The 16,560-nt window shown below is 65.1% G+C and carries 19 protein-coding genes and 1 pseudogene; 5 read left to right on the top strand and 15 right to left on the bottom strand.

Annotated elements, in window-relative coordinates:
- Positions 1-181: 181 nt before the first annotated feature.
- The 7 genes from ACYQPG_RS05855 to ACYQPG_RS05825 form a co-directional block, all read right to left on the bottom strand.
- Positions 182-2,674: a hypothetical protein gene (locus ACYQPG_RS05855; RefSeq protein WP_461230499.1), complete on the bottom strand. Its 2,493-nt coding sequence runs from the start codon at positions 2,672-2,674 to the stop codon at positions 182-184.
- A gap of 30 nt (positions 2,675-2,704) precedes the next feature.
- Positions 2,705-3,823, bottom strand: coding sequence for a phage baseplate assembly protein (locus ACYQPG_RS05850; RefSeq protein WP_461230498.1), 1,119 nt, complete (start codon positions 3,821-3,823; stop codon positions 2,705-2,707).
- Position 3,824: 1 nt separating this feature from the next.
- Positions 3,825-3,947, bottom strand: coding sequence for a hypothetical protein (locus ACYQPG_RS05845; protein WP_461230497.1), 123 nt, complete (start codon positions 3,945-3,947; stop codon positions 3,825-3,827).
- Positions 3,944-4,534, bottom strand: a complete 591-nt coding sequence (locus tag ACYQPG_RS05840) for a hypothetical protein (protein WP_461230496.1) — start codon at positions 4,532-4,534, stop codon at positions 3,944-3,946. Before ACYQPG_RS05840 ends, ACYQPG_RS05845 begins: the two co-directional genes overlap by 4 nt.
- A gap of 207 nt (positions 4,535-4,741) precedes the next feature.
- On the bottom strand, positions 4,742-4,948 hold the full coding sequence (locus tag ACYQPG_RS05835; RefSeq protein ID WP_461230495.1) for a hypothetical protein: 207 nt from the start codon (positions 4,946-4,948) through the stop codon (positions 4,742-4,744).
- Positions 4,949-5,179: 231 nt separating this feature from the next.
- Positions 5,180-5,452, bottom strand: coding sequence for a hypothetical protein (locus tag ACYQPG_RS05830; RefSeq protein ID WP_461230494.1), 273 nt, complete (start codon positions 5,450-5,452; stop codon positions 5,180-5,182).
- A gap of 2 nt (positions 5,453-5,454) precedes the next feature.
- Positions 5,455-6,258, bottom strand: coding sequence for a cell envelope integrity TolA family protein (locus tag ACYQPG_RS05825; protein WP_461230493.1), 804 nt, complete (start codon positions 6,256-6,258; stop codon positions 5,455-5,457).
- 1,007 nt (positions 6,259-7,265) lie between these two features.
- On the opposite strand from ACYQPG_RS05825, the gene ACYQPG_RS05820 reads away from it, so the two are divergent.
- A complete protein-coding gene (locus tag ACYQPG_RS05820) occupies positions 7,266-7,520 on the top strand; it encodes a hypothetical protein (RefSeq protein WP_147899136.1) in 255 nt (84 codons plus the stop codon).
- 1,179 nt (positions 7,521-8,699) lie between these two features.
- Here ACYQPG_RS05820 and ACYQPG_RS05815 read toward each other — a convergent pair.
- The 8 genes and pseudogenes from ACYQPG_RS05815 to ACYQPG_RS05780 all read right to left on the bottom strand — a co-directional run.
- Complete coding sequence (locus tag ACYQPG_RS05815) at positions 8,700-10,817, bottom strand: DUF3987 domain-containing protein (protein WP_461230492.1); 2,118 nt, start codon at positions 10,815-10,817, stop codon at positions 8,700-8,702.
- Entirely contained in the window at positions 10,814-11,107 is a 294-nt protein-coding gene (locus ACYQPG_RS05810) for a hypothetical protein (RefSeq protein WP_461230491.1), read from the bottom strand. The genes ACYQPG_RS05815 and ACYQPG_RS05810 overlap by 4 nt, the downstream gene beginning before the upstream one ends.
- Positions 11,104-11,307: a hypothetical protein gene (locus tag ACYQPG_RS05805; protein ID WP_461230490.1), complete on the bottom strand. Its 204-nt coding sequence runs from the start codon at positions 11,305-11,307 to the stop codon at positions 11,104-11,106. Before ACYQPG_RS05805 ends, ACYQPG_RS05810 begins: the two co-directional genes overlap by 4 nt.
- 1 nt (position 11,308) lies before the next feature.
- A complete protein-coding gene (locus tag ACYQPG_RS05800; protein ID WP_461230489.1) occupies positions 11,309-11,521 on the bottom strand; it encodes a helix-turn-helix transcriptional regulator in 213 nt (70 codons plus the stop codon).
- 49 nt (positions 11,522-11,570) lie between these two features.
- On the bottom strand, positions 11,571-12,104 hold the full coding sequence (locus tag ACYQPG_RS05795) for a hypothetical protein (protein ID WP_461230488.1): 534 nt from the start codon (positions 12,102-12,104) through the stop codon (positions 11,571-11,573).
- Positions 12,088-12,372 carry a hypothetical protein gene (locus tag ACYQPG_RS05790; protein ID WP_461230487.1) on the bottom strand — a complete coding sequence of 95 codons (285 nt, stop codon included), beginning with the start codon at positions 12,370-12,372 and terminating at the stop codon, positions 12,088-12,090. The genes ACYQPG_RS05795 and ACYQPG_RS05790 overlap by 17 nt, the downstream gene beginning before the upstream one ends.
- Positions 12,372-13,016, bottom strand: a complete 645-nt coding sequence (locus tag ACYQPG_RS05785; RefSeq protein WP_461232424.1) for a tyrosine-type recombinase/integrase — start codon at positions 13,014-13,016, stop codon at positions 12,372-12,374. Before ACYQPG_RS05785 ends, ACYQPG_RS05790 begins: the two co-directional genes overlap by 1 nt.
- Before the next feature lie 99 nt (positions 13,017-13,115).
- Positions 13,116-13,310 (bottom strand): annotated as a pseudogene (locus ACYQPG_RS05780) (Arm DNA-binding domain-containing protein); the annotation flags it as partial.
- Positions 13,311-13,812: 502 nt separating this feature from the next.
- On the opposite strand from ACYQPG_RS05780, the gene ACYQPG_RS05775 reads away from it, so the two are divergent.
- From ACYQPG_RS05775 to ACYQPG_RS05760, 4 genes are all read left to right on the top strand, one after another.
- Positions 13,813-14,889 (top strand): tartrate dehydrogenase, encoded by a 1,077-nt coding sequence (locus ACYQPG_RS05775; protein WP_147940767.1) that lies wholly within the window; start codon positions 13,813-13,815, stop codon positions 14,887-14,889.
- Between the two features lie 123 nt (positions 14,890-15,012).
- Positions 15,013-15,582: a hypoxanthine phosphoribosyltransferase gene (gene hpt, locus ACYQPG_RS05770; RefSeq protein ID WP_147909684.1), complete on the top strand. Its 570-nt coding sequence runs from the start codon at positions 15,013-15,015 to the stop codon at positions 15,580-15,582.
- Positions 15,583-15,766: 184 nt separating this feature from the next.
- Positions 15,767-16,132 (top strand): response regulator, encoded by a 366-nt coding sequence (locus ACYQPG_RS05765; protein WP_007567202.1) that lies wholly within the window; start codon positions 15,767-15,769, stop codon positions 16,130-16,132.
- A gap of 90 nt (positions 16,133-16,222) precedes the next feature.
- Complete coding sequence (locus ACYQPG_RS05760) at positions 16,223-16,549, top strand: hypothetical protein (RefSeq protein WP_461230486.1); 327 nt, start codon at positions 16,223-16,225, stop codon at positions 16,547-16,549.
- The last annotated feature ends 11 nt before the right edge of the window (positions 16,550-16,560 follow it).

Below are 16,560 nucleotides of genomic sequence, written 5' to 3'. Positions count from 1 at the left end.
GACGCGATTGTCTCGTGCTGGGGCCGTTACCGTAATCACGGCCTGCCCTCCACCGTTCGCAAGCGGCTAAGCCGCTTGCGCATCTACACAGACCGTCGGTGACTGGGGGTCACTCCGCCTTTGCCATCTGCCGCCCGTGGTTCGGCACGATGTCGCGGAAGAGGGGGCCGGAAGCAGAGGTCTACAACACCTTCTGCATCTGGCGCCCGTGGTTCTGCACCACGTCGCGGAAGAGGTTGCCCGCGGTTGAGGTCGTGACCCTGGCGTCAGCGCCGGCCTTGTGCACGTTGACCACCACAGAGCCGTTGTTCTCGACCTTGGGCCCGGCCACGATGCCGGCACGGCCAGCGGAGGCGTCGAGGCGCCCTTCTCCCTGCTGCATCGCCTCGAAGGCTTTCCGAGCCTTCTCCCGGGCCGCCCAGCCTGCACCATCGGCCTGTCCGCCGCGAAGGCGGTTCGACTCCTCCATGGTCAGGCCGGGCGCGTCCTTCATGCTGTTGGGCTTCAGCACGCGCGGGGCACCGTTCGGGAGGAAGTCACCACCTGCGATGGATGGTAGGCGGCTCGGAGCTGCAGCGATTTCTGGGCCCGTGCGCAACGCGTTGCTGACCGCGCCAGAGCGCCGGTTGATGATCTTAGGCGCCTCGAACTCGCCTGTGATCCGATTGGTGTCAGCCTCAAGGTTACCCGAACCGCCACCCATCAGGATGCTGCGGGTCCGCGGGTAGCGCCCCGACATCGCGCTGTGGGCCATCTCGCGCATCTGCCCCTCAGCGGAGTTGCGAGCGTACCCATTCTTTTCCAGCCACCGCACCATGTCGCTGCGCCGGGCCCCGGGATATGTGCCCCATCCCTTCGGATCGCGGGCGCCGTAGATGCCGTAGCCGGTGCCCCCGTCGTGAACCTTGTTCGGGTCTAGGCCGGACTCCATCGTGGCCTGCCCGACAAGATGGGCTGCCGACTCCCGTAGCTTTTCCTCTGGCACGCCCTCACGGCGGAGCTGATCCATCGCGTAGGCCATCATCTGGCCGGTACGTGCGGCGCCCGCACTCCCACCGCCATCACCACGAGGAGCCGAGCCGCCGCCGATCCCGGGCAGCCGCGACGTGCCGCTACCGAGGCCGTTGAGGCGTCCGCCGGCGCGGCCCGCGCCCGATCCTGCAGGACCGGCCTCACCACTGTAGCCGGGGCCCGACCCACCGCCGGGCAGGCTGGCCCCGCTGCCGAGTCCCTGGGGCCGCCGGAAGCCACCACCGCCCGAAAAGGCTGCCGTCTGGATCCGGGCACCAGCAAAGGGCCCGTCGCCCTCAGCCGAGGATTTCTGAGCCGTAGCGCCCTGGTCCAGTAGCTTCTGGAGCGCGTCCTCCAGCGACTTCAGGTGCCTGGAGTTGGCGTCCATGGCCTCGCGTAGGCGCTTGGCCCCATCCTTGTCGCCGCGCTCGTCCAATTCCTTCAGGAGGTCCGACTGCAGGACGGCCTGCTCCTTGGCCGTGCCGATCTTGCCGCGGAGGCTGCCGACGGCTTCCTCGTTCACGAACTTTTCGTCCCCAGGCAGCGGTGCGAGACGACGGGCGAGCGGGCCGTGGCCGCCGTCGAGGTGGCGCAGGCCTTCAATCACCTTGCCGTTGTTGAAGCTTTGGATCGCCGCCGCGATCTCCTTCACGCTCTCGGCGAGCGGTCGGACCAAGGCGGTTGTCGAGACCAGCATCTCCTTCGCGGACGCGCCGGCACCCTTCCAATCAATGGCGTTCAGCTCACGGCTGATGTCCTCTAGGCCGGTACGGAGACCCTTCACGAAGTCGCCGCGCTGATCCTTGGCAATGCCGTCGACCCACTGCGTGAATTCGGACGCATACGGCAGCACCTGCCGGGCGATGGTCGTGCCGATGGTCTGCATCGAGGTTCGCAGATCGGCGACGGCCTGCTCGAACTTTTCGGCCTGGAGGATGGCCTTCGGGTCGAGCGGTCCCAGCCGCTGCTTCTGAGCGTTCCACACGTCGGCCAGCTTGCCGAGATGCCCATCGGCGATGCGCCCGAAGTCGGCGTTGCCGAACACGTGCTGGGCGAAGATGCCCCGCTCGATCGGGTTCTTGATCGTCTCCATGAAGGTGAGGCTCTTGCGGAGCTTCTCGCCCTCGTCGGTCGTGCCACGGATGTCCTGGGCGAAATCCTGGAAGGCCTTCCGCCCGGCCGCGTCCGTGCCCTGCCGATTGATCCACTGGTAGGTCTCGCCGATGCCCCGGCTGAACTCCCGCATGTTGCCGGCGAAGGTCTTGGTGCCGGCGGCGACCGCGTCCTGCTCCAGCCCGAACTTGCGGGCGACGGCACCGAAGGTCTGAAGCGTGCCGGCCGCCACGCCGGTCTCACGCGACAGTGCGCCCAGGCTCGACAGGTTGCTGGAGAGCTTGCTCAGCGACATCGCGACCCCGGCGACTGCTGCACCGGCCGTCAGACCGGTGATGCCGACGGTCGCCAGCGCGGGGTTCAGGATCGTCGTCGCCGAGCGCGCCGTGGACTGGATCGCGGCCTCGGCCTTGCCCATGCCCTTCGCCAAGGTCTCGCCGTGGCTGGCGCCCTGCCGTGACACATCGAGCAGCTGGGCCCGCAGGGACTTCAACGGACCGCTGAACCGGTCCACCACTTCCGCCTGCATCCTCAGGGTTTCATCGGCCATGGTGGCCTCCTATCGAGTCTGTGGCGGCGCTCAGGTGTAAAGGCCCGCCGGGGTGCCGCCGGAGCCACCCTGGCCGGCGCTGGATTGAGTCTGGCCACCACCGTTGAAGGCTTCCGGCAGGACGAGGCTGATGTCGGTGGTGGTGCCCTGTGGACCTTGGCTCGCAGTCACGGCCTGGATCGCCAGCTGCATGCGGTCCTTGGTGAACAGCATCGGCGAGTAGACCGACACGACATCGCCGATGTGTTCGAGCCAGAGGCTGTTCTGGTCCTTGAACCAGCCCTGGACCTTGATGTTCACGCTGATCTGGTTGGCGAGGTTGAACCCGTTTTCGTGCTGGGCTCGCATCCGCATATCGGCCTGGTCGCCCGGCTGCTCGGCGATGAAGTGGAACGGCGCGTGTTCCGTCACCGCCGAGTTCTTCACGGTCGCGGTCACGTCCCGGGAGGCGTCGCCGAAAGTCTGATCGTTGCCGGGCTGCTGGCCGATGGATTGGATCTCGGAAAAGGCGTCCGCATAGTCGAACACGGCATTGGCCGCGAGGATGTTGCGGCCTTCCTCCAGCTCGGCGATCGCACCCGACTTGGCCTTCAGTCGGTAGCCGACGATATCCGCGCCCTGCCCAGGCAGCAGGTAGATGTTCCGGAACCGGCACAGGCGCTCGATGAAGGCGAAGACGCTCTCACCGGCCTGGACGTTGATCTTCGAGAACGGTTTGTCGGCCCCGTCCGTGTCGCCCTTCAGGCTGAACTTGATGCCGTAGGGCTTGAGGACGGCGCCTGCGATCTGGCTCAGCGAGTAGCCTTTGAACTCGCCTTGCTTCTCATGGTCGACCGTCGCGCGGGCAATCACCTGCGAACGGGTCGTGCCGGTGATCTGGAGCCCATGCTCCTTGGCATCGTAGGCCGGCTGCCGGCCCGTGATGCGGCCTTCAGAAACGGCCTGACGCCCACCGAGGATCACCTCGCAGGGGTCGCCGATCCCGAGCTTCATGGAGGCGAAGTCCGGAGCGCTCTCAGCCGGCGCGGCCGCGGTGAAGGCGAACTTCGGGAACAGCTCGACCCCGGACCGGGTGACCGACACGGTCTGCCAGTTCAGGTAGTTCTTGCCCTTTACCTTTATACTGGCGACTTCCTGCGGCTTGGGCATGTCAGGTCACCTTCTGCCACTGAGAGCCATTCCACCGGAGCTTGATCCCGAACAGCTCCCGGATCTCGCCGATGCGCGGTGGGTCGTTCGAGGCGATGGACTGAGGATGCGATTGGTCGGTCATGCCGACACCTTCACGCAGGCGCCGTCCCGAGCCTCGACCTCGCTAAGGAACCTCTCGCAGGCGTCTTCGTCGAAGGTGGCGTCGGTACGGTCGGCCAAGGCAGCCCAGTCGGGCCCCGGGAACTCGGCCGTGCCGCACAACTCACCGACGGTGTAGCCTTTGGCGAAGCCCTCAAACCCGCGGTGAGCGAGTGCATCTGATGCGGCGTCGTCCAGGGCGTTCGCGACCATGACGCTGAGGACGTAGGCCAGCTCGATCGAGGCGCCGGCCGCCACTGCGCTCTGCGCTACCACCGCCTCGGCCGATCCGATTATGCTGCGGGCGATCGCCAGTTCGGGCTCGTAGCCATCGACCAGGACGGGCGGGCTGGGCTTGCGCAGCGGCGTCTCCGCCAGCTTGCGCGCCCGAACCACGCCCCTGTCTTCCTGGGTCTGGCTTGACTGAGTCCGGTTGATCCAGTTGAGAGCATCATCGCGGTTCAGTTTACCGTCTGAACGTACAGGCAAACCCGCCTTCACGTATTGGCTGACGCGCGACTTAGAAATTCGTAGCTCGGCAGCAAGTGCAGCCTTAGTTGTGATGGCCATGAGTCCGCTGCCAATTGTGAAGGGTTAATTGGTTTTGAAGGGCTGCACCTAGACAGAAGCCAAACTCGCGCGGACCCTCGGTCTCTACCCCCTCCCGGAAGGACCCAGGGACTCGCATGACCGGACACCCTCCTTTGGGGAGTGCCAGTTGGGTCCCGCCCTCTGGCATCGCGGGAAGGTCACTCACCGCATCCCAGCCGATCACCGTCACGCCACCGCATCCGCACGCGACCAGGTGTTGCCGCTCCAGCGCATGGTGTGACCGTCGATCACCTTCGTGTCGCCAACGTTCGGCCAGCCGGCCATGCCAACGCTACGCGCGTCCCCAGGGTCCTTGCTCATCATCGTGTTGGCGAGGTCGTTGTAGACGGCGAGCATCTGAGTGTCGGTCGGGTTCGGCGGGGTGTTGGCCATGATGGCTCTCCAGACTGTCGGGTGAGGAGACCGCAGCAGGCCACTACACCGCCGCGGTCTCCGATAGTCCGTCGCTTGGTCGACGGGGCGCAGTTGCGCCGGCCTTGGTATCCCCGGGTCCATGGCATTCGAGGCAAGGGACAGGCTGGCTTGTCGCTGTTGGGCTGGCTGCATCGCCCTCAATGGCGTGGGTGAAGGAGGCCCTCTCGGGTCTGGCCCACGCAATTCCGTTCAGGCCACGCGCTTCCAGCGAGTGCCGTCCATGGCGAAGCGCTCGGCGCCGACTTTGTAGGCAGCACCGGGAGTGTGGACATCGCGCCGGGTCTGCTCGACGACCGCGCGCGTCTGCGTGCCCTTGGCATCGTTCTGGCGGTTCTGCGCCGACCACGCCGCAAGGCGCTCAGCCTGGGTCGGCTTGCGCTCAGCGGTCACCGGCTCAGGCTTGTTGAGGACACGGCGCCAGAAGGCGGCGTGCTCGCCGGGGTTCTGTCGATCAATGCTCATGCTCAGCGTCCCGTGTTGGAAGTGATGGGAGAGGGAATGCCGCCCCAGATGCGGGGAGCATCGCGGCCGAGACCGGGCAGCGTGACGCGGTGGGACAGCGGGATGTGCGGCTCGCCTGGCGTGCCGGGCACGTAGACTTCCTGCTCGACCCGCTTCGCCGCACGGTGCCGTAGGTCGGCGCCGGCCATTGCGCTCGCGCGGGAGCCGTCGCGGCTGTCGACCCAGACGAGGTTGTGTGAGGTCTCGTAGCGGGTGGGTATGCCTGCGGTGCCATTGAACGGCTCGCCGGGCGGTACAGGCTCGGCGCCGTCAGGCAGGTTCTGGTTCGCCTCGGCGATTGCCCGCTCGTGCCCGCGCAACTGGCTGAGCAGCCCGGCCATCTCCTGAGCCATGGCCACGTACCTGTCCGCGAGCTTGCCGGCCTCGGCGCTGGCCTTCAGGCCGACCTTGCGCAGAGCTTTGCGGCGGGCCTGCTCGGCCTCATTCTTGGCCTTCGCGTCGGCCTCGGCGATCACTGCGATGGCGTGCTGCGCCTCTGCCTGATCCTGCTTCGCCTTCGCCAACGCGATGCGGGTGTCGAGGGCGAGCAAATCCTCGACCGAGCCGTTCACCAGCACGTCGGAACGGGATGCCTCTAAGGACTCGCGCTCGACTTGAGCGAGGTCACGGTCCGCTATGATCTGTGCGGCAGTCCGGGGCTCGACCGGCACCGTCACCGGCAGACGGTCAATGTAGCTGCGGCCCAAGCTGACGTGCGGCGCGACGTTACCGTCGTGATTGTTGTGGCGGATGTTGACGTACTGCATGCCGGCCATCCTCAAGCTGCCTGACGGAGAGCGGGAGCGGCCGGAGGCGTGCGGGGACCGTCGTCTGGGCTGAGCCGAACACCGTGACGGGCGAGGTGGGCGCGCACGCCCTGGCGGACGAACTCATACATGGTCTGACCGCGATGGCGGGCCGTCGCTTCCACCGCTCGGGCTAGGTCTGTTTCGACCTTGAACCGAAGCAGGGCTTCTCGTCGGAGAGGATTGGTCATGATGTGGCTACGCCTCAATCAATGCGTAGCCAAACGATGGGCCGCATACTGCAATGCGGCAAGTCACTGATCGATATGCTTGAGCCATTGGCTCTGCCATCCCGCAGTCCTTAGTTGTGCACTGTTGCGCTATGTTATATTTGGGCCTAAAAATTCATGCCAATATGCCGCACCCGAGGTTGGTGTTTTGCGTCGAGGGGCCATGATTGAGCACGCACCACGAGCGGCGAGAGAGTTCCACGTCGGCCCAGGCGGTGACCGTTGGTTCCTAATGCGAGATCTGAGTACGGGGCAGCCTTATGTTCTGCACCGCCCAACGGACGAGCCAGAGGTCGAGCTAGATCTCGGATCCTTCCTCGTCCTCTTCCGAGGTCAGGAAAGGGTAGGCCTGATGCAACTGATCGCATCGCTGCTGCCAGACGAGGCTGCGTTGAACGACGGCGCTGCGAACGTCGTCCGTCCGTTGAAGTTCATGTCGCGGTGGATAGCGGGCCAGCCCAACTAAGCTGGGCCCTTTCATCAAAGCAGGGCGATGAGCTTACTTAGCATCTTCTTGATTGCGCTTCTCGTCCTCGCCGTCTGCGGCGGCTTTTTGGGCGGCCGAACCTACGGTGGCTACGGCTATGGGATCGGCGGGATGATCGCGATCGTTTTGGTGGTGCTCGCATTCACAGGCCGGTTGTAATGCCACGCCGGCCGCCTATGCTTCTCTCTCGACGAGGTTGAAAAGAAGCGTATCCTCACGCTAGCCCAAACATAAGGGCACGGGAGGAATAAATGTCCGCGAACTGGAAGCTAGTCAAAGACGATCTGGATTGGAGCCTGAATACCGGCGAGGATGTGAAGGGCCGAGCTGAGCTGAAGGAAGCCTTCAACAAGGACGACGCCAAATATGTAGGGTCCGCAATTGAGGCGTACAAAATGGGGCAGCGCGACAATCACAAGCTGTCAAACATTTCTCGATGTGCGCAAGAGGACGATAAGCGGCTGTATAACATGGGCCGAAAACTCATCGGCTTAAAGGCTCTGTAGACATCGAGCCGTAGGCGCAAGTCAGGGCTGCCATCGCCTAGACTTGCGCGCAATTGCAGCTGCGGATAAGTTATTCAACTTTCGACTGACAGTATTCTAAGCAATCTGATGCGTGGTGGATCTTCTTATATAGCTGCTTATTCTCAGCATCGCTCAGTCTATCGTTTACTTTGTTTCTAAGTTTTTCCAATTCACTCTGATAGAATTTAATTTCTATTTCCCACAGATTGTTTGCGCGGCTCTGAGTGTTGACAATCCGCGTCTCTTTGTTCGGCGACGACATTTGTTCGCTCCAAGGGCTCATCGTTCTCGTCCGCTAACTCGGATCGAGCGTGATGCATCGGCTTATGCCCTGTCATGTGCCTGCGAGGAACGGTCAACCAGTTGGGCGCCTCGGTTTTGCTGCCACCCGCAATGCTGCCGGCCTCTGTCTACGCTATTTCATCGCTGAGAAAGATCGCCGCCCCGCACGTTACTTCCTGCGTTTTACTCCTCCAGAAGGCCCCGAGGGCACTGAGCACCCTCCTGACGGGCTGCAGTGGCTGGTGGCGAAAGGTGCGGGATCCTGACGTCCCCGCTTCAGGCGCAAGCTTCCGTTAACCATGCCGGCCTCCTGTGGAAGAGCGCGACCCAATCTGGTCGTGATCGGTAGACCTGTCGGCTACGGAGATCAGTGATGGACCAGCAGGCCGGAGACGATCACCAGGACCGTCAGCAGATGCAGGGGTAGGGCACGACGTTACGGCATCGTCCCCGCACGCGTTGCCGCCCACTCTTGATCACGTTCGGCTTGCCGCTCCCGCTGCCGGGCTTCGTAGGCTGCCTGCTCAACCAGCTCTTTCATTAGCCTGCGGTCAGCCGCTACGGCTGCCCGGCGCCGTTCCGCATCGGCTTCAGCCCTCTGCCGAAGCACCTCCTCCAAAGTCGGCGGCTTCACAGGCCGCTTCGGTTTTGCCCTGGGCGGGGTGCGACGTGCCGCGCGGGGCCGTGGGTACGGCCAATCCATTCTTGGTGGGGCTGGCCGAGAGCCGCCGACGGCAGCCTTGGCTTCGACCAGCGTCATGCCGGTAGAGGCAGCAACACGCTCGGCTGCGGCAAGACCAGCTGCGCGTTCGCCGGCTGTGGCGCCCCGCTTGGCCAAGGCGAGGCACTTCTCGAAGCGGTCGCGTTCGGCAGGCGTCATAGGCCTGCCTCCGCATCCGACATGGCCCGCAGCTCGTCGAGGAAGGCATCCGGAATTCCGGACTGTGCCCAGATTGCCAGGACGTTGTGCTTCAGCAACGCGGTCTCCTCCATCGTGCCGGATGAGTGCTGCAGGCCGCGGTAGTGATCGGTCAGCCGACGCCGAGTGTCGTCAGTTAACGGCACGAGCTCCCGGCTCTTACCCTTGCGCTTCGGCTCCGGCCGCGCGCCGACCAGCACACCGATGCCGTGCCGCTTGTGGAACAGCGCGCGCTCCGCTGGGCCCATCTCGACGTACCGCTGCCGGACATTGAGCCCGGCCACCTCGCCGAGCCGGATCATCCCGTCGAGGTCGAGATCGCTGATCATCTCCGCAAAGACGCGACCGATCTCACGCCCGTCCGAATTTATCTTACCCCCCTGTGCCGATAGTGCCGTTGGCGCCGTTTGCAACGAATTTGGGGCTATTGGCGCCATTGGCACTGCCGGCACAGGGGGGGAGATCTTTTCAGGAAGGGGGCTACCGACAAAAGGGCGGTCGGCGGTGACCTCCGGATGCACCTCATAGTTTAGGGCCTTTCGCCCCTTGCCCTCGCCGGCCCGGGCAAACCGCTGGCGGATTAGCCCAGACCCTACGAGCTGCTTGCAGGCCGCCTCCATGTCCGCCGCGTCCCGCAGCATGCCGCCGACCTGGCGCCGGACATCGCGGGCGTTGAACTCGGACAACCGGTTCTGCCGGAGGTGCTGTGCCAATAGCATCCCGCGCCGCTCCACCATCGGGATCGTGGCGTCGCCGAACACCCGCTCAGCCATCGGCAGGAAGTAAGCGTTCAACAAGTCGGCCGCCGCGGTGACTGCTTCCGGAGAGATGACCTGCGGCTCGGCCTGATCAGAGCCGCCGCACCACCACAGGAACTCAAGCACGGCGGACAAGCGCAGGGCGTGCCCGCGGGCCTTGCCGAGCGTGCCAGCGAGCAGGCCGCTGGCCATGTGGCAGCGCTCGACGATATCCCTGGCGAATGCTTCGAGCCGGTCCTCTGCGTCGCGGGCGAGCGGCACCGACACCGGTTCCGGGTGCCCGAACTCGTCATGGAGTTGCAGCAGGTCGGTGAGGCGAGCGAACGCGCGCTGCATCGGCCCATCGTCCTGCGCGCCGCGGGCGAGGTTGAAGTCCGGCTTCGTCTCCGGCCATGCCCAGAGCAGCCGTGAGGCCAACCCGTCGTCAGGGCCGTTCAGGATCATCTCTAGCTTGTCTGGCTGGACACCACCGAGGACGCCGATGCTGAGATGCCGGATCCGCAGCGGCTCCGGGTTCTTCATCCGGTCAACGACGTAGGCACGCCCGCCATACATCTCGATCGCGAATGCCCGATCGGATCCGCCGCCGCCGTATTTATCAAAGGCGCCGAGCCAGCCGGCCAGTTCGTCTCGCACGAGCAGCAGGCCACGCGGTAGGCCAGCCGCCAGGGCGCCCAGCGCCTCGACCGTGGCATCCGCCACCCGGATCCGCGGCCGAACCGGCGCAGGCGGCTCCTGCGCGTCAGCCGGCATCGCGGGCGGCGGGTCGCCGTTCTTAACGGCGGTTCGGACCTCGATCTTCCACGCCTCGACCCGAGCCTCGCACGCCTGCTTGACGGTAGCATGCTCCTGCTGAACCGCCTCGAAGCCATCGGCCATCCGATCCTCGGCGAAGCGCACGAGGTTGAAGGCCGCGTCCATGCTCGGCGATTTGGACGAGGACGGCGGCCCGACCTCCGCGCACCACAAGATCGGCGGCTCCGACCACGCCGTACCGGCCTGGGGCCAGCGCACGTTGGCGATGGTGGCACCGACGCTGGCGAGTAAGGCCACCGCCACATAGTCGACGGGTGCGGACGCTCCCTTGGCCTTGCGCTCGCACCACCCGGCCCAGGGGCCGAGCAGGTGGAGAGGGAAGGCCGGCGGCGAACGCCGACCGGTGCCGAGCAGGCTCAGGTCGGGCTCAGGCCAGGAACTAGACACCCCTGTGCCGATAGTGCCGTTGGCGCCGTTAGGTTTGGCGCGATAACTGTGACGGTGGTCATCGGCGGCTGAGCCGAGGCGGGACACCTCGGCGGCGAAATGCTGCGTCTTCATACGCGCGCCTCCTGATTTGAGTGGGGTCTTGAGGCAGGCACGGGCTGCTGCCGCTGGCGCTCGCGTTCCAACTGCTCGGTCAGATCACCGAGCAAGTTGAGGGCAGCACGGAATTCTGCCGCCGCGCACTTCATCGCGTACCGCATCCCCGGATCGTCGCGCAGGAACGCATAGTCGCCGACCATGCTGGCCCGCATACTGACGCCAGCCATCAGCTCGGCGATATGTGCCCGGAGCTTGTCCGGATCGCCGTAGGCGTAGTCGTTGGGATTGAGGGTGGGGGTGCTCATGCGCGCCCCCAACGATCAGTCACCGTGAAAGCCAGTTCGGCCACGGCGGAGGCAACGGCCGGCGAGAGACCGAAGCGTGCGGCGAGATAGAGATCTTGCCGAAAGGCGGGGGCGGGAGTATTTCCGTGAATGTCGGCCTGCGAAGCGACAATCAAGGAAACCTGCCTCGGCCCGCGCTGAGCGCAGGTTTTCTTTTGCATACTATGCGGCCTCCTTCGAAGCCTGCCGGGCCTCAAAGGCCTGCAGGTCGGCCAGCCGCCAGTAGCGGCGTCCATTGATGCGGATCGGCTGGGGAAACCCAAGCTTCGGGTCAGCCAGCCACCGGAAGATCGTCATGTCCGACACGCCGTAGCGTGCGCGAGCGGCGGTGGCCGGCAGCAAGTCTTCGTTGGATTTTGGAACAGCAAAAGGCATTGCGTGGCTCCTTGTTAGGACACGCTACGAATTGCAGATTGGAGGGCACTCAGTCTGGTGGGGAAAAAGCGGGCGGATCGAATTTCGCTTTCAACATGGGAAGCAAAATAGCTTCCGCATATTGCGCCTCGCCAATTTCAGACGTGAGTTTGCTGATAAGATCTGCGCCCGCCTCGAATTCTTTCGCACTAAATGAAGCCGCGAAAGCTAACGCCATATTCGTCCGCCAGATGGCCTCATCGAGAGATAGTTTTTTCTTGGGAGACTTATTTCGCGTTCTCAATTTTGATTTTCCGCGAATTGTGTCTGATTTTCCTAGAATTGTCACACTTGGTGAGCCAGGAAGGGCACTTTCGTACTGAACCTTTACCCGACCATCAGGCATGACGCTTGATGCAGTTTCGCGACCGACAACCAAAGCGGCAACCAGATCAAATGATGACTTTTCCGTCAGGCCCAATAACTGCAACGCATCTGACAGAGCGACAGCATATCTTTCCGGGTCGGCCAGAAAATTTTTGCGGGGGCGACCTAGTGGCCTTCCAGTCTTTGGCGTCACCATCAGCTCATTGAGCCTTCGCATCGACAACAGTCTCGACGTGCGCCGCCCAGGCCTCCAGTGCCGCGCGCTTCTCGTCGAGGTACTGGTAGCGGTTGTAGATGGCCGCCACGCCCCTGATGACGCCGGAGCGATGGTTCAGCACGGCCTCAATCACGTGCGGTTCAATCTTCAGGCGGCCCATACCTGTGGAAGCCGTCCGGCGTAGATCGTGCAGCCGCCAGGGTTCGATAGCGATGCTCTCAGGATCGCCCCCAGCGGCAATCGCGTCGTTGCGTGCAAGGGCCAGCATCACAGGGTCGAGGCGCGCCTGGCCTTGGCGTAACCCGAAATGCCGCTGTTGCCTGTCGTGCTGATGAGATAGCCGGCTCGCCCTGCCACCCGCGGCAGTGAGCCCAGGACGTCCTGTGCCGCGCCGCTCAACGGCACGTCGTGAGCCTGACCGTTCTTCGCTCGCTCGGACGGTATGGTCCACAGCGTGCCGCCCTCTCGCAGCTCGACCCGCCGCATCTTCGCGACTTCGTCGCGGCGCTGAGCCGTCAGCAACAGGATCTGCACGAACGGACCGAAGGGCCATCCAATCTTAGCGCATGCCCGCCAGAGCAGCCGCAGCTCGTCGTCGCTCAGGACTCGGTCGCGGCTCGTCTCGGCGGCCGGCGCCTTGATCCGCACGCACGGGTTCGCGTCAATGACACCGCGGTCCGTAGCCCAGTTGAACAGCTTGGACAGGGCCGCGAGCGTGCGGTTGGCTGCCACCGGCGTTCCGGCATCCACGATCCCATCGAGAAGGTCGATCACATCGCGGCGGCCGATGTCCTGGATCTTCCGCCCGTCCCAAACCGGCAGCACCTTGGTCCGCAGGATCCGGATCGTCTCCTCGGCCGTGCGGGGCCGGTTCCGCGGCTTCACGTGACGCTCAATGAAGCTGTCGATCACCGAGCCGATGAGGTCACGCGTCGGCAAGGGCACGGCCACCTTGCGTTCGGCGATTGGATCCTGACCCAGCGACACGGACTGAAGTGCCGCCCTCCCCTCGGTTCGAGCCTTCAGGAGGTCGAGGGCCGGATATGCGCCGAGGGTAAGCTTCCGGGTCCGGCCGCCATGCCGGTATCGGACCGCCCAGCTTTTCGCGCCGGACGGCTGGATGATGAAATACAGCCCGGGCAGCGTCGCATCCGGGATTTCGAGCCGGCGCGCTGCGTCCGGCTTTAGGCGCTCTATGGCTTGCACGGTGAGGACTCGCGCTGCCACTCTGGTGATCCTCCGGGGTAACCAGGGGTAACAGAAACCGGGCGTTATGCCCTGTTACCCCGTGTTACTAACAAAGCATCACAATGGCAGTTTTAGCTAGTCCTGGCAAAGCCGTTGACCTCCAGCGAACCACCTGAATGTTAGGGCTTGTTTTGCTCCCTAACCAGATTGTGGATCTGGGGGTCCCCCGTTCGAGCCGGGGCGGTGGTACCATCCATTCAGCACGATAGCGCAAGGGGTTGGCGGATCGCCGACCCCTTTTGCGTTGCGGATGCTTCGCGGCGCGCGGGTAGGATCTTCCGGCCGGCGTCGACCTCCACGCTTTTGGCATCCGCTTGTTTCAGCGCCCGCCCTCTGGCTGAATCGCAGGGCCAAGACGGTCGCCGATGCATCGCTGTCGGCGGCGCATCGGCCCTGTGCCCACCTGGGGGACGCCGGCGTGTCCGGAATGGCGTACGGTCCAAGAAACGGAGGACGCGCCATGAAGCAGTACCGCATCGCCGCCATCCCGGGGGATGGGATCGGCCAGGAGGTCATCGCCGCCGGGATCGACGTGCTCGACGCCCTCGCCGAGCGCGACGGCAGCTTCGGATTCGCGTTCGACCAATTCGACTGGGGCTCGGACTACTACAAGGCCCACGGCGCCATGATGCCCGCGGACGGGCTGGCGCAGATCGCGGGCCACGACGCGATCTTCTTCGGTGCGGTCGGCGCGCCGGACGTGCCGGACCACATAACCCTGTGGGGCCTGCGGCTCGCCATCTGCCAGCCGTTCGACCAGTACGCCAACGTCCGGCCGACCCGGATCCTGCCGGGCATCACCAGCCCCCTGCGCCACGTCACCGGGCCGGAACTGGACTGGGTGATCGTGCGCGAGAACTCGGAGGGCGAGTATGCCGGCGTCGGCGGGCGGGTCCATCAGGGCCATGCCAACGAGGTCGCCACCGACGTCTCGATGATGACCCGCTCGGGTGTCGACCGCATCATCCGCTACGCGTTCGAGCTGGCACGCGCACGCCCGCGCAAGCTGCTCACCGTGGTCACGAAGTCGAACGCCCAGCGCCACGCCATGGTAATGTGGGACGAGATCGCCGCCGAGGTCGCGGCCGAATTCCCGGACGTGACCTGGGACAAGATGCTGGTCGACGCCATGACCATGCGGATGACCATGAAGCCCCAGACCCTCGACACGATCGTGGCGACCAACCTGCACGCCGACATCCTGTCGGACCTCGCGGCGGCCCTGGCGGGATCGCTCGGCATCGCGCCCACCGCCAACATCAACCCGGAGCGCCGGTTTCCCTCGATGTTCGAGCCGATCCACGGCTCGGCCTTCGACATCGCCGGCAAGGGCATCGCCAACCCGGTCGGGACTTTCTGGACCGCCTGCCAGATGCTCGAGCATCTCGGCGAGACGCAGGCCGCCGCCCGGCTGATGCGCGCGGTCGAGCGCGTCACCGCGGATCCCGGGCTGCACACCCCCGATCTCGGCGGCACCGCCACCACCCGCGCGGTCACGGACGCGGTGATCGCGGCGATCCGCGGAGACAACGGCTGACGGAAAGCCGCCGCGCCCGCCGCGATCCGGAGTTCCCCCGGCGGGCTTGGGGCGCTAAGACCGTCCTCCGATCGCGGCGGCGAGCCCGCCCCACAAGAAGAACCAGCCCCCGGGACCCGTCCGATGAGCATCCCCGAGCGGCGTGTCCGCCCCCTGTTCGACGAGGCGGCGATCGCCAAGCGCAACACCGAGCTGGCGCAGGAGATCCTGTCGACCAACCCGGAGGACCTTCTGGTCGTCGCCGTGCTCAAGGGCAGCTTCATGTTCGCCGCCGACCTGCTCCGGGCCCTGCACCGGGTCGGGCTGTCGCCGCAGGTCGAGTTCGTGCACCTGTCGAGCTACCGCACCGGCACGGTCTCCACCGGGCAGGTCGAGATCCTGCGCGACGTGCAGAGCGAGGTGCGCGGGCGGGACGTGCTGCTGGTGGACGACATCCTCGAATCCGGCCGGACCGTCGTGTTCGCCAAGGACCTGCTCATGGCACGGGGCGCCAAGCGGGTGCTCACCGCGGTGCTCCTGGAGAAGCCGGGTAAGCGCGCCGTGACGATCGACGCCGATTTCGTCGGCTTCACCTGCCCGGACGTGTTCGTAGTTGGCTACGGAATGGATGCCGCCCACGCCTACCGGCAACTGCCCTTCGTGGGCGTGGTCGATTTCGGCAGCGGCGATCCGGACCTGTTCGACGAGGCGTGACCGGCCCGCTGGACGGCGCGGCATTTTCGTCCCGTCGGACGGGGATGCGATTGTTTTCCCGAGTTGTGCCTTGACAGCGCAACGGTTCCGTTCGTGATCTGTTATCCATGAGCAGGCCTGAAGTCTCATCTTGGCGGGACATCCTCGGAATCAGGCCCGGGATCAGGAACGTTTACGGGACCCCATGGCGCGCATCCTCCTCGTGGATGACGAAGAGACCGTCCGCGGCTTCCTCAAGCGGGGGCTGGAGATCGACGGCCATGCCGTCGTGACCGCCAATGACGGCAGCGACGGGCTGGATCGGCTCAACGAGGCCGATGGCGGCTTCGACCTGATGCTGACCGATATCCGCATGCCGCTCATGGACGGCATCGCGCTGGCCCTGGCGGCCAAGCGCGATTTCCCGGACCTGACCATCCTGCTGATGACCGGCTTCGCCGATCAGCGGGAGCGGGCCCGCGGGCTCGACGCGATCGTCACCGACGTGCTGACGAAGCCGTTCTCCCTGGCGGATTTGCGCGCCACCGTGAGACGGGCGCTGGCCGCCTGACGGTGCGCGTCCTCGTGCCGGGCGTCGATTTCATCCGCCTTTAAACATCCGTTTTAGGTGGCGCTTCACGAAAGCGTGTCAGTTTCGGCGGTGGATACCGATCCGGCCGGGCAAGACAGCGCGATGGACCGTCGAGACAGGCACGCCTCCGAGGCGGATTGGGACGACGACTGGGACGCGCCGCCGCGTCCTCGCAGGAGCGTCTTGGGACGGACGTTCGTCCTTCTCAAGCTCGCAGTCTTCGTCCTGCCGGTGGCGATGCTCCTCTATGGCAGCGTCGCCGATTGCAGCACGCGTCCCGCCCCGGGGAGCTGGCTGGGGCTCGTCGGCGCGAGCGCCTGTGCGCGCGGCGAGATGATCGGCAGCGTCCTTTCGATCCAGGACAACTTCGCGCTGCTGAAGCGGCTGATCGATTGAGGCCGGCCGGT

The organism is Methylobacterium sp. CM6246, from assembly GCF_054818005.1.
Note: the sequence above shows the minus strand (reverse complement) of the source record. Positions and strands in the feature narration are given on the sequence as shown.

Coding starts and splice junctions, on each gene's coding strand:
- ACYQPG_RS05800 (WP_461230489.1), bottom strand. CDS start 11,521: ATGCCTTTTGCTGTTCCAAAATCCAACGAAGACTTGCTGCCGGCCACC.
- ACYQPG_RS05790 (WP_461230487.1), bottom strand. CDS start 12,372: ATGCTGGCCCTTGCACGCAACGACGCGATTGCCGCTGGGGGCGATCCT.
- ACYQPG_RS05855 (WP_461230499.1), bottom strand. CDS start 2,674: ATGGCCGATGAAACCCTGAGGATGCAGGCGGAAGTGGTGGACCGGTTC.
- ACYQPG_RS05835 (WP_461230495.1), bottom strand. CDS start 4,948: ATGGCCAACACCCCGCCGAACCCGACCGACACTCAGATGCTCGCCGTC.
- ACYQPG_RS05815 (WP_461230492.1), bottom strand. CDS start 10,817: ATGAAGACGCAGCATTTCGCCGCCGAGGTGTCCCGCCTCGGCTCAGCC.
- ACYQPG_RS05775 (WP_147940767.1), top strand. CDS start 13,813: ATGAAGCAGTACCGCATCGCCGCCATCCCGGGGGATGGGATCGGCCAG.
- ACYQPG_RS05805 (WP_461230490.1), bottom strand. CDS start 11,307: ATGCAAAAGAAAACCTGCGCTCAGCGCGGGCCGAGGCAGGTTTCCTTG.
- ACYQPG_RS05850 (WP_461230498.1), bottom strand. CDS start 3,823: ATGCCCAAGCCGCAGGAAGTCGCCAGTATAAAGGTAAAGGGCAAGAAC.
- ACYQPG_RS05830 (WP_461230494.1), bottom strand. CDS start 5,452: ATGAGCATTGATCGACAGAACCCCGGCGAGCACGCCGCCTTCTGGCGC.
- ACYQPG_RS05765 (WP_007567202.1), top strand. CDS start 15,767: ATGGCGCGCATCCTCCTCGTGGATGACGAAGAGACCGTCCGCGGCTTC.
- ACYQPG_RS05810 (WP_461230491.1), bottom strand. CDS start 11,107: ATGAGCACCCCCACCCTCAATCCCAACGACTACGCCTACGGCGATCCG.
- ACYQPG_RS05845 (WP_461230497.1), bottom strand. CDS start 3,947: ATGACCGACCAATCGCATCCTCAGTCCATCGCCTCGAACGACCCACCG.
- ACYQPG_RS05795 (WP_461230488.1), bottom strand. CDS start 12,104: ATGCGAAGGCTCAATGAGCTGATGGTGACGCCAAAGACTGGAAGGCCA.
- ACYQPG_RS05840 (WP_461230496.1), bottom strand. CDS start 4,534: ATGGCCATCACAACTAAGGCTGCACTTGCTGCCGAGCTACGAATTTCT.
- ACYQPG_RS05820 (WP_147899136.1), top strand. CDS start 7,266: ATGTCCGCGAACTGGAAGCTAGTCAAAGACGATCTGGATTGGAGCCTG.
- ACYQPG_RS05825 (WP_461230493.1), bottom strand. CDS start 6,258: ATGCAGTACGTCAACATCCGCCACAACAATCACGACGGTAACGTCGCG.
- hpt (WP_147909684.1), top strand. CDS start 15,013: ATGAGCATCCCCGAGCGGCGTGTCCGCCCCCTGTTCGACGAGGCGGCG.